Source organism: Synechococcus sp. PCC 7335, assembly GCF_000155595.1.
In the GTDB taxonomy this organism is placed as follows: Bacteria; Cyanobacteriota; Cyanobacteriia; order Phormidesmidales; family Phormidesmidaceae; genus Phormidesmis.
Genome location: NZ_DS989904.1, coordinates 2,202,312 through 2,214,355 on the forward strand (window position 1 = coordinate 2,202,312; position 12,044 = coordinate 2,214,355).

Here is a 12,044-nt window from a genome sequence, read left to right on the forward strand (position 1 = left end):
TTCGTACATCAATGCTCCGCAGAGATTAAGGCGATGAGTGACTTATCTGTACCAGCTCTAATGCGGTGAAGCTCGTGAATCAACTGCCTGCTGAGCAGAAGATTATCTTTGCGCCAGATCGCAACTTGGGCCGATATGTGATGAAGCAGACGGGCCGCGATATGGTGCTTTGGCAGGGAAGCTGCATCGTGCATGAGACCTTCTCCGAAAAGAAAATGCTGCAGCTGAAGATGACGCACCCTGATGCTGAGATTATTGCCCATCCTGAGTGCGAGCAAACGGTACTAAGACATGCTAATTTTATTGGCTCTACGACAGCCCTGCTAAGCTATGTCCAGCAGAGTGAGAACGGGCGGTTCATCGTAGCGACTGAGCCTGGAATTATTCACCAAATGGAAAAGCGAATGCCTAGAAAGCATTTCATTCCAGCGCCTCCTGAGGCAAACTGCGCCTGCAATGAGTGTCCGTATATGCGGCTAAATACGTTAGAGAAGCTATACCTCGCGATGAAGAGTAAAACCCCCGAAGTGACAATTCCACTGGAAATTCAAGCGGATGCGTTAGCACCAATTAAGCGGATGTTAGAGATGAGCTAATACACCAAACGTCCTATGTAGAGTAATTCCTGTACGCTTATGTAGTTAACTGTTCTCGAAGCCTGAAAGCAAGCATATCGATGACGTTCTTACCACTTTGGTCACGCGCTTTACTAGCTGCTGCTTCCGCTCTTTTGACGACAGAGTCAGGTAGATCTAGCAGCTCGACAAGCTTTTTGTAGGCTTCGCTTTCTTCTTCATTCACATAGGCTTCGCTTGGAGTGCGAGCGCTAGCATAGATGACTTCGTAGGAGAGCCGAAGAGCGAGTTCTTTTTCTTCAGCGGTGGTGAGCTTGGCGATGGTCTCTTCGAGAGGAATATCCTGAACAAAGTAGTCTTTAAGCTGAGTTTGTAAATAGTCTTGCTGCTTTGGGTCGGTAGCAAATAGCTGGCTAAAACGGGTGAGCATCACTTCTACTTCCTTTTGCTCTAGCGTGCTATCAGACCACGCCATCGACAAAACAACTCGCAGCATGTTCATCTGACGAGGGGAAATGGGGGGTGGGGTGATATTCATAAGCTTCCTCGCCTGGAGTCAGTATGGTTGATCTCACTCAACTGTAGAAAGTGAAGTGAAAAAGTGAGTAACTACCCTACAAAATTTAACGCTCTAGCCGAGTTTAGAATGCTTTCTAAGGTTTTCGTTGTTTAAGAGGCGGATGGCCTGTCGAGACCTTTGCTTTCATCCAGTTGGTTTCTATGGCCAAAAGGTGATCTCGCGCGATATGCAAGCAGGGTTTACAGCTTCAAGTATGGCTTGATCTAATCGCGGATTGATCATGGAGTTTAGATGAACGATGGCCGATACGTCTGATTTACTGAGCAGGCGGAAGCGGCGGTGTGGGCGGTGGACTTTGGAACTGAGCTGCTCCTCCGGCGGCGATTGAAACCAGCAGACAGGCAATGAGCGATCGCGCTGATAGTCTCTCGCCTAAGATCAAGAAGCCAGCTACAACGCCCGCTATTGGTTCTAAGCTGAGCATGACACCAAATACTTTGATAGGGAGCGATCGCAGCGCCATCATTTCTAGTGAATAAGGCAGCATACTAGAAAGCAGGGCCACACCAGCGCCTAGCCCCAACAAACGAGGATTGAGCAAAGCGCTGCCAGTCGTGATCACTCCTATAGGTAGCAGCATTACAGTACCTACTAACAATCCCCAAGTCAGCCCCTCTATGCCAGGAAAAATACGACCTACTTTGACAGCCAGCACGATGTAAAGGGCCCAGCAGAACCCTGCTGATAGGGCAAAGACCATACCCAGTGGATCCAAATCTGCTCCTGTAATTGGAGTTAATAGAACAATACCAATCAAAGCTAGCACTGCCCAAAGGCCATCTAGCCACTGTTGGGACTTGAGTACAGCCAGCCCTAATGGCCCGGTAAATTCTAGGGAAATCGCAATTCCTAGAGGAATTCGGTCGATTGAGGCATAGAACAGCGAGTTCATTAGCGTCAGTACGATTCCATAGGTCAAGATGGCGCTGAAATTTTGACGAACTGTTGTATCAAACCGAGGTCGGCCAACCGCGAAGAGAATTAATGCGGCGAACCCAACCCGCAAGAAGACGACCCCCCAAGGGCCGAGATCGTCAAACAGAGATTTCGCTAGGGCAGAGCCAAATTGAACAGACAAGATAGAAAGTAGCAGCAGTCCAATTGGAGAAGGACTCTTGAGGGAACGGTTCATGGAAACGGGTCCAAGGTAGTCTTTCTACTTTAGTTGTCCTTCGTGTTCTAGCCGTCGCCAATTTGATGTCGATAATCTGACATTAGCTATTTGACACTGACGAAACGGGACTGGGCGATCGCCCGTAGCCGATCTATGTCTTCCTGCCTAGATACTGATAACGGCACAGTTGATTTGATGGTGTGTTCAATCAGGTCCGTATCGATTGGGCCTCTTCGGCATCTGGCAAATCGACAAAGGATATTTCGTCGAATCAGCCCCTTCGTCGCAGTTCAGGTGGCAGCCTAGACAGAAAGATTATCTACAGCATTCCCGTCGAACGACTTTTCAGGGCGTCAGGAGATTGAGCAGCGTGAGTTGTTTTAGATTCTAGGACTGGCGGTGCAATCTGCCAGTTGTTGAGAAAGTCGATAATCAGCACTTCGTGAATCCAGGTTTTGACAACGACGGTCAGTGGCAGCGCTAGTAGCAGCCCTAGCACGCCAAAAACGCTAGCAAAAAAGATTTGAGCGATCAGGGTGAACGCAGGCAGCATTGAAACCTGGTGAGCCATGATTGTAGGCGTGAGCCAGTAGGATTCGATCTGCTGAATGATGATATAGAGCGCGATCACAGCAACGACCTTCCAGGGATCGTTTGAAATGAGTGCGACAACCACCGGAAAGACCATGCTAAGGGTGGGCCCTAGGTTAGGAATGAAGTTGAGTATGCCTGCAATTAGGGCATGGGCAAAGGCCAGATCTATCTTTAGTACAAGTAGTCCAATGAAGCTGATACTGAAGACGAATAGGGAACTGATCAAGATACCGCCTAGCCAGTTGCCTAACACGAGTTCGCATTTATAGAAGATCTCTTCAGCTCTTGGCCGATAGAAAGCGGGAAAAACTAGCAGCACTACCTGAAGATAGGCGGCTGGGTTTGCTAGTATCATCAGCGATAGAACTGAGACGAATAGGGTCTGAAGCAGTATCTGGAGTGAGGAGTTGAAGATAGAAAAGAAGTTGCCGAAGACATCAATAGCGGCTGAGTCAGGGGCAGTTAACCAGGCAAGAAACTCACTCAGCTCAGGTAGCCGAATACGCTCTGGCATATTGGCCTGCAAGTCTAGAATGCGAGCTGGCAGGGTTTGAGAGAATCGCACCAGTAGAACGGCCAACAGCCTAAACTGCTCAATAAAGGGGGGAACAATACCAACGACAAAGACCAAGGCAACGATGGCTGCGATCACTAAGGTAATAGGGATGGCGGCGCGGCGGGTGATCTTCAGGGTGGTTTTGATCTTTTGGGTGATGCTGTTGAGTGCGATCGCTATTACAACTGCGGCGAATGAAAGCAGTAGCAGCGGCCTAATTTGCCACAGGATGTAGCCCGCTGCTATAAGGCACAGCAGACTGATCCAGTCACCTAGCTTCATAGAGGCATTCTCAAGATTGAATCGGTGTTGAATGGGCCTATTGTATCTAAGGGGTTGGGGCTAGATGGGGGCTTCTTGAAAAAAATGTTTCAAGCAGGAAAATGTTTAGAGCAGGCATTTTTACTCTACTCAACCTACCGCCTAGCTAGACAGGTAGATGCCAGATAGATAGGCCTATAGAGGTAGGCTCATAGAGGTGGACGAAAGTGCTAGCTTTGCTAAAAAGTAGTGGGTGGCAAAATGGTGCCTAAGAAGAGATGCCTGTGATAGACAGCTCTACAGTGGATTGGCGGATAGCTGATACAGGAACACTCGCGCCCGACTGGATTGAAACGGTTGCACAGATTACAGGACTGACTCGGCCAGAGAAGGGAGCAAGGCTGCTATGGGCGCGAGGAATCCGCACGGCTGAGGCGCTGCGAGGATTCTGTTGGCCATCTGCCTATACTCCCGCGAGTCCATTTGCTTTTGGAGAGGAGATGACCAAGGCGGTAGCGCGGTTGATGCTGGCACGCGATCGCGTTGAAAAAGTGGCTATTTGGGGTGATTTTGACGCGGATGGGATTACTTCAACAGCCGTACTCTGGGATGGGCTAAAACAGTTTTTCGATGAACCAGGACAGCTCACGTATTTTATTCCCAACCGGCTAAAAGAATCTCATGGTTTGTCGATAGTGGGAATTGACCAATTGGCCGCTCAAGATGTGACGTTGATAGTGACTTGCGACACTGGCAGCACCAACCCGGATGAGATTGACTATGCGCACTCGTTAGGGCTCGAGGTGATCGTGAGCGATCACCATACGCTACCTGCTGTTCGACCCAACGTGGTGGCGATTGTGAATCCTCGGGCGCTGCCTTCTGATCATCCAATGGCTAACCTTTCTGGGGTGGCAATGGCTTACAAGCTGGTAGAAGCGCTATATGAAAGGCTACCTGATGTACCGACTAGACCGTTAAGTGAGCTGACTGATTTGGTTGCGATTGGTTTGATTGCTGATTTAGTAGAGCTGACAGGAGACTGCCGGTACCTGGCGCAAGTTGGGATCGAACAGCTGCAAACTCACTTGAAGAGCGCCTATCCGATCAGGCCAGGCGTGGCACAGCTATTGAAGCTGTGTCGGCGGGCGGGCGATCGCCCCACAGACATTTCGTTTGGAATTGGACCGCGGATCAACGCCGTCAGTCGGATCTATGGAGAAGCTAGCTTCTGTGTAGAGTTACTGACCAGCCAAGATAGCGATCGCTGTCAAGATTTGGCTGAAAAGACAGAGCTGGCGAATACTCGTCGAAAGGCGCTGCAGAACGACGTGCTAAAGCAGGCTACCCACCAGCTCGAAACTCGTGATCTCTCAACGACAGGTGTGATTGTACTATGTGATCCGCAGTGGCCAGTAGGTGTGCTAGGTCTAGTCGCAGCTCAAGTCGCGCAGCAATATGGCAGGCCGACTATTTTGCTGACCCAAGATACCCCAGCTGACGATGGCGATGATGTGCTTGTGCGGGGTTCGGCGCGTTCGGTTAATCAGATTGATCTCTACGACCTCGTCAGTTCTCAGGCCCATTTGCTGACTGGATTTGGCGGGCATCCCTATGCTGCTGGGCTGAGTTTACCTGCTAAAGACTTGCCCATGTTTCAGGCAGCGATCAATCAGCAATACCGTCAAAAAATGGGCGCAGAGCTGAGTTCACCAGTAGTACAGGTTGACCTTAGCGTGACAGTCGCCGAGCTAGGTCAAGACTTATTTCAAGAGCTGAAGCTGCTAGAGCCCTGTGGCATGGGAAACCCAGTGCCAAAGCTGCTGATTCAGAACTGCTGGTTTGAAAATGTTTGGCATCAAAAGCTGAAGGATCGCACTGGAGGAAAAGTTGGCTATATCAAGACCAGCTTTGAGCTATGTGACGAAAGTGGCAATCACAAAAGCAGCTCAAAGTTCCCCGGGCTGTGGTGGGGCCACTATAAAGAAGATGTACCACCGGGCCGGTGGGATGTCGTGGCAGAGCTAGACTACAATAGCCATCCGAAGAGCCGCCGGTATGAAGTACGGTTAATTGATATTCGTCCAGCACAGGTGGCTTCATCTACTGCCGAGGCTAAACGTCTTAATTCCTTAGCACGACAAGGCGCTGTCGATAGACCGGAAAGCTGGCTGATAGATCATCGAACAGCGGCGATGTCGACTCAGAATGACTTGGCTGCCAGTACCCCTGACAGTAATGCTGGGAGCGGGGCGACAAGCAACGACACGGAAGAGAGTCTAAAAATCGATCGCTGTCCAACGCTCTGGACAGATTTTCAGCTATGGCAGCATCAGGCTCAGCAAAGCCATAAATCACTAGCGCTAGCATACGCTTTCCCAACAGAAAATAATCCGGTTGACACATGGACGACGCTGCTGGGGCTAGCAAAGTTTTTGAGCCGGACGGAGCAACCGGTCACTAGAGAGCGGTTGGCTGAAAGATTAGGGATTTGCGATCGCACTTTAGAACTTGGACTGATAGCACTGGCCAAAACAGGGTTTGCAGTCAGTGCTTCAGCAATCGATATTCGGCTGAGCTTCGACGAGAAATTCAAATCCGTGAATAGTGAGACTGACCGGCTTACGGCCTTGGGCCGATTCCTGGCTGCGGTGCAGGAAGAGGGCTTTCGCCGACAGTACTTTTATCAGGCCCCAGTCTCAGCACTGCAATCGACACTGCTCAGTCAGGCGATATAAAGAATATTGAAGTATCTCTTGTGGAAGATTGACGCTTCCCGAAGAAAAACTGTATATTTGTATACAGAAACAAGCACCGTTCATCTTTCTAAGTCTGAGTGCTTCTAAGTCTAAGCACTTAGTCCTAAATGCCCAGTCTCATCTGACATTCATATGCTTAAGCAAAGCTGTGCAGCATTAGTCGAGCTAGGCAGAAGCCAAGTGGCCTTAGGCTAGAGAAAGACGGAAGTAGGAGCCTATAGCTCCGAAGGAACGCGCCTCTCAAACCCATACAATCCCTTTGGAGGCGATTACCATGCAACTCTCATATCGTGGTGTTAAGTACGACGCTCACAAATCCACTGTTCGTGTTGCCGACACTCGAGAAATCGGTCACTACCGTGGTGCTACCTATCATGTTCGCCGTGCATTCGGTGTTCCTGCCTGTCATTCTGAGGATGTACTCAAGTACCGTGGTGCGGTCGTTCGCTAGTGTTTGATGGTGTCTAGAAAAAGGTTGTCTGGTGAAGCTGCGGCTTGCTAGGCGATCTTCTTCTAGGAATACTGATGACGTTAGTGACCTATGAAGATGATTAGTAGATAAGGCGCAGCTTTTTTTAAAGGGCTACGCTTTTTTGTTGCTGTATCATGTGCCTTGGCAGTCAGAAATTGGGTGTATATGCTGCTGGGGTTTTGTCTAGGATTGGCTGTTGGAATGGTCTTAGTGGTCGTTTTGCGGCGCCGCTATGATACTAGGCTAAGGCGCTTAATTGGTCGCTTAGAAGATCGTCAGCCCCTACCGACTTTGAGATATGACACTCAGCTAGCGAGCGCTATTGAAGAACAAAAAGCCCAAATAGATTTACTGACTACGCAGACACAATCGTTTCGGTATCTGCTACAAAGGGCGCCAGTTGGCTACCTACAAGTAGATGAAGAAAATCGTTTGCTGTGGTGTAACCGCCGTGCGCAAGAATTTTTGGATATTGAACAAAGCGATTATGGCCAGCCTAAGCTACTGTTGGCAATCGTCCGTTCTTATGAGCTAGATCAGCTAATTGATCGAACTCGTCAGGCCCAATCAGTCTGTGAGCTTATGTGGACTTTTAACTCAATTTCAACTGATCCCTTCAACTATCTAGAGCGCCCTGCTTATCCCCTTAAGGGCTATGGCCTACCTTTGGAGGGTGGTCATGTCGGTGTGTTCTTAGAGAACCAGCAAGAGACTGTGATGCTGGCACAGCAACGTGATCGCTGGATCTCTGATGTAGCCCATGAGCTGAAAACGCCACTGACTTCTATCCGACTAGTTGCTGAGACGTTGCAGTCAAGAGTAGATGATAGCCTGGCCAGCTGGGTGGGGCGGCTGCTTAAAGAAGTGATTCGGCTAAGTAAGCTAGTTGATGACGTTTTGAAGATAAGTAGCCTTGAGCAGCGCCGAACTCAACTAGAAGATGAAGTAGATACGGATCTAGTCCCTTTGATTTATTCAGCTTGGCAAAGCGTGGAACCTTTGGCGAAACTCAAGCAGCTAGACATAACCTACGAAGGACCTGAAGAACTCGTTGCCCATATCAATCCTAATTTGATGCATCGTGTTTTGTTCAATCTATTCAGCAATGCGGTGAAGTACAGTCCCACTGCTCAGACTATTCAGGTTAGGTTGAGCTTGACTAACGGTTCTGCCGTATCAGGATTTACTGAGTCAGGTATTTTGATCGAAGTTATCGATGCCGGGAGTGGACTGGCTGAAAAAGATTTGCCCTATGTATTTGAGCGGTTTTATAGAGCCGATCCCGCGCGTAGCCGAAAAGAGAGTTTGGCAAGCCATGAAGCTGAAAGTGAGTTAGACGAATCCCAGACGATAGAGATGACTGACTTTACAAGTAGTGGTACCGGTTTGGGGCTAGCGATTGTTAGGCAAATTGTGAGCGCACATCAAGGCCAGGTTCTTGCTCAAAATCATCCACAGACCGGAGGGGGATGGCTAAGCGTATGGCTACCAGCTAAGCGATTGGTAAACTCTAAGGTAGAAGAAAGAGACTAGATCTGGCGGTTGAGGCTATCACCCCTTGTTGATATCGATAGATAGCTGCTTAGATAAGGTTGTAGACAGTAATCGTTGTTTTTGGATAAGGCTTTTCTACGGAAAAACAAACCAAACGCAATGTTGATTTGTAATTTATGGCCGAGAGGTTACAAAAACTCTTATCCCATCGAGGAATTGCCTCTAGGCGTAGAGCCGAAAAGTTGATCCTAAGTGGTAGAGTTACAGTCAATGGTGAAGTCGCTGAGCTTGGTCAGCGAGCAGATGTTAGCCATGACCAAATTTGTGTAGATGGTGTAGAGATAGGGGGTCCTCCTCAGGCTGCTTATTTTCTCCTTCATAAGCCTAGAGGTGTGGTCTCTACTTGCCATGATCCCCGCCAGCGAAAGACTGTCTTAGACCTATTGGATAGCGCCTTTCAACGTAGAGAGGGTATTCATCCGGTCGGTCGACTAGATGCAGATTCAACGGGGGCATTGATACTCACAAACGATGGTGACTTTACCTATTTGCTCACTCACCCTAGACATCAAATGTCCAAGGTTTATCAGGTAAAAGTTAGAGGGATACCTTCACAAGATACGCTGCGCCAGTGGCGCGAAGGCGTAATCATAGATGGCCGCAAAACATTGCCAGCCAGGGTCAGCTTGCTGAAGTCTCACTCAGCTGATGGTACTCTATTGCAGATCGATTTGAAGGAAGGACGCAATCGGCAGATTAGAAGAGTTGCTGAAATGCTGGGCCATCCTGTGACGGCGTTGCACAGAACAAAAATTGGCTCATTATCCTTGGGAAATCTCGCTTGCGGTCGCTACCGTTCACTTACCGAGAAAGAGATTGCTTTGTTAAAGCGAGAAGCTGTTGTTGATCCCTAATAGCTAGACTAGAATAGCTAACTAAACTCAGCCAATGTCGCGCCTAGCGTTCTTTAGAAAGTTCTTTTGCCTCTAATTTTCCATCGCTGCTCAGCTACTGCTCATTGTTCTTTAAGCTATCCATTGCTATCTATCTACCACATCTTCTACTAGCCCTATGAAGCAAATAAACTATGAAGCAGAAGACTAGTATTAAGGAACCGACTGCTCAACAACTACAGCAAGAGACTCTACGATCACTAGGTAGTTCGCTTAAGCAGGTACGTTTGCAAAAGGGCTTGACGTTGGATGCGATTGTGAACCTAACGCGAATCCGTAAGCCGTTACTATTGGCAATAGAGCAAGGCAATATGGCTGAGCTACCTGAGCCAATCTATATCCGGGCGCTGTTGAGTCGATACGGTGATGCACTGGGATTAGATGGTGATGCGATCGCAGATCGATTTTTCACTCGTCCGGCTGTGAGTCCTCCGCGTTCTTCCTGGCGAAGTTCTTCAGCGCGGCTCAGCCCTTTGCATCTATATGCTACTTATGTGGTGTTGATTATAGGGGCAGTGAGTGCTTTGTCTAGTCTGCTACAACAGAATGCTCCAGACATGACGGCTCAGCCGATTTTAGATCCAGCCGAAATTGAGCAGCTCACACTACAAAAAGCTACGCCTGTAGCACAGCCTGTGGTTGAAGTACCAAAGCAGCAGCCGTCTAAACCGATTGAAGTAGATCTAGTGCTAACAGAGCAGTCTTGGGTATGGGTCGTAGCAGATGGTAAGACTAAGTTTGAGGCAATCTTGGAGCAGGGCGAAAAGCGCTCTTGGACAGCGAATGAATCGATGATGATTCGGGTCGGGAACGCGGGTGGCGTTCTATATTCTTTTAATCAATCTCAAGCGCAGCTGATGGGTGAATTAGGCATGCCGGTTTCAAAGACGTTTGTGCCGGATGTGAGTTTAGTTGCTGATTAGTTGAACCCATAGCAATTTGCTAGTACCTTTCTCAGTGAGTATGCACTTAGCGAGTATGCACTTAGCAGATAACGTTATGTGATTCGAGAACGGCTTGCGAAGTTGATAGCTGAGTCGTTAATGGTTTAAATCGCCTTAACTACGAGAGAACTTAAAGGATATGGTTTAAGTCCTGAGCGCTTCTGCTTTCTTAAAAGGTAAGGTCTTGACTGGGAGTAGGACAGTTGCGATAGTGCCCTGGTTAGACTTGACGGGGTCCGACTGGCTAGTGAGTGTGAGTTGACCGTGATGATTCTCGACGATGATCTTAGCGATCGCTAGTCCTAATCCTGACCCTCCGGCGCTCCGGCTTCGAGCAGGATCAACTCTATAGAAGCGATCAAAGATATGGCTAAGATCTTGAGTAGGAATGCCAATTCCGGTATCGGTAATCGTGATAGTTGCCTGCTGTGTACCGGCACTAAGATCGATGGTGATTTTACCCGCAGGGGTGTATTGAATGGCGTTGGCAATTAGGTTGGTAAACAGACGAGTGAGCTGATCGCGATCACCTTTAGTCTGGATTCTGTTCTTTGGATGAGCGTAGGTGAGGGTGAGATCTTTTTCACGGGCGATCGCCTGCTGCTCTTCCACAACATCTTCAATGATGCTCACTAGCTCAACCGCTTCTCGGCGCATAGGAATCAGACCGCTCTCTTGGCGAGCGATAAACAACAAATCGTCGACTAGTCTGCCTAGCCTACGGGTGAGTCGTTCGATTACTTCTAGCTGAGCGCGCTGAAACTGTTCATCTGGATCGGCTAGAGCGACTTGAACGTTCGTTTGGATAACGGCAATTGGATTGCGTAGTTCGTGAGAGGCATCGGCAGTGAATTGTTTTAGCTGCTGGTAAGAGGTGCGAATAGGCGCCATCGCTAGGCCGGAGAGAAACCAACCGATGCCGGCCACGGTAGTAATCATTACAGCGATCCCAAAGCCAAGATCAACAATTAGTTGGCGACTGGGTTTGGAGACTTCAAACCAAGGATGACTGACCCGCAGGTAGCCAAGCAGATGTGAATCTGCGTTTATACGCTGGGTGATTTGTCGGATGGCCAGGCCTTGGGGTGGGATAATGGTTTCGCCATCAGGATTGACGTGGAGCGGAACTTCGGGTGATTTGGAGAAGGTCGTCCATTGTAAATTCCCTTCGGGGCCAAACCATTCGAGATCGATGCGATCATCCTCGCTAGCTTCTTCACTGTTACGAAAGCTCGCTTCGATATTGACTCTGCCATCGTTGCTGATAATCAGCGATCGCTCAACGACTTCAACAACATGGTTGAGCGTATCATCAACGCGATCGATTAAAGTATTGCGAACATAGGTGTAGACGCCAATGGAAAATAGTAAGAGAACAATGGCGGTGACAGCAGCGTACCAAAGAGCGAGACGGCGGCGGGTAGTTTGGAACATAGTAGGATTTTATTGATTGTCCTCTTGAGCGATGGCCTAGCCTAATCAGGCTGGCGATAGTCATTGTCTTCCGCTTCACAGTTTTATGAGGCAACAGTTTTATGAGATAAGAGATGGAGACGGCTACGTTTTCTGTTGGGTGATTTGGGTGTCGAAGGTATCAATTTCGTTATCGATAAGCATGGATAGATTGTTGCAATTGTGTAGATTGTTGAACTAGCTGTAGAACGGTGTATCTGAAGACAAAAAAACAGCTTTAGGTGCCGATATACTCCACTCTAGTGTCTTGACCCCCAAATCTTCGACCG

At 48.7% G+C, this 12,044-nt stretch carries 9 protein-coding genes, 1 pseudogene and 1 riboswitch; of the genes and pseudogenes, 6 read left to right on the top strand and 4 right to left on the bottom strand.

Going from position 1 to position 12,044, the window contains the following annotated elements; genetic code table 11:
* Positions 1-596 (top strand): annotated as a pseudogene (locus tag S7335_RS09555) (quinolinate synthase NadA); the annotation flags it as partial.
* A 37-nt stretch (positions 597-633) separates the two neighbouring features.
* Here the strand turns inward: S7335_RS09555 and S7335_RS09560 are convergent.
* From S7335_RS09560 to S7335_RS09570, 3 genes are all read right to left on the bottom strand, one after another.
* Positions 634-1,113 (bottom strand): TerB family tellurite resistance protein, encoded by a 480-nt coding sequence (locus S7335_RS09560; RefSeq protein WP_006455926.1) that lies wholly within the window; start codon positions 1,111-1,113, stop codon positions 634-636.
* A 298-nt stretch (positions 1,114-1,411) separates the two neighbouring features.
* Positions 1,412-2,287 (bottom strand): DMT family transporter, encoded by an 876-nt coding sequence (locus S7335_RS09565; protein ID WP_006453467.1) that lies wholly within the window; start codon positions 2,285-2,287, stop codon positions 1,412-1,414.
* A 301-nt stretch (positions 2,288-2,588) separates the two neighbouring features.
* Positions 2,589-3,701 (bottom strand): AI-2E family transporter, encoded by a 1,113-nt coding sequence (locus S7335_RS09570; RefSeq protein WP_006456668.1) that lies wholly within the window; start codon positions 3,699-3,701, stop codon positions 2,589-2,591.
* Positions 3,702-3,958: 257 nt separating this feature from the next.
* Between S7335_RS09570 and recJ the strand changes: the two genes are divergently transcribed.
* The 5 genes from recJ (at position 3,959) to S7335_RS09590 (ending at position 10,281) form a co-directional block, all read left to right on the top strand.
* Positions 3,959-6,418, top strand: coding sequence for a single-stranded-DNA-specific exonuclease RecJ (gene recJ / locus S7335_RS09575; RefSeq protein ID WP_038015999.1), 2,460 nt, complete (start codon positions 3,959-3,961; stop codon positions 6,416-6,418).
* Positions 6,419-6,493: 75 nt separating this feature from the next.
* A riboswitch (Glutamine riboswitch) is annotated at positions 6,494-6,677 on the top strand.
* A gap of 36 nt (positions 6,678-6,713) precedes the next feature.
* Positions 6,714-6,890, top strand: coding sequence for a DUF4278 domain-containing protein (locus S7335_RS26755; protein ID WP_083785061.1), 177 nt, complete (start codon positions 6,714-6,716; stop codon positions 6,888-6,890).
* Positions 6,891-7,052: 162 nt separating this feature from the next.
* Positions 7,053-8,444 carry a PAS domain-containing sensor histidine kinase gene (locus S7335_RS09580; RefSeq protein WP_227499976.1) on the top strand — a complete coding sequence of 464 codons (1,392 nt, stop codon included), beginning with the start codon at positions 7,053-7,055 and terminating at the stop codon, positions 8,442-8,444.
* Between the two features lie 137 nt (positions 8,445-8,581).
* Positions 8,582-9,319 carry a pseudouridine synthase gene (locus S7335_RS09585; RefSeq protein WP_038016002.1) on the top strand — a complete coding sequence of 246 codons (738 nt, stop codon included), beginning with the start codon at positions 8,582-8,584 and terminating at the stop codon, positions 9,317-9,319.
* 173 nt (positions 9,320-9,492) lie between these two features.
* Entirely contained in the window at positions 9,493-10,281 is a 789-nt protein-coding gene (locus S7335_RS09590) for a RodZ domain-containing protein (protein WP_006456268.1), read from the top strand.
* A 165-nt stretch (positions 10,282-10,446) separates the two neighbouring features.
* Here S7335_RS09590 and S7335_RS09595 read toward each other — a convergent pair whose 3' ends face one another.
* Positions 10,447-11,736: a cell wall metabolism sensor histidine kinase WalK gene (locus tag S7335_RS09595; protein WP_006453876.1), complete on the bottom strand. Its 1,290-nt coding sequence runs from the start codon at positions 11,734-11,736 to the stop codon at positions 10,447-10,449.
* Between the last annotated feature and the right edge of the window lie 308 nt (positions 11,737-12,044).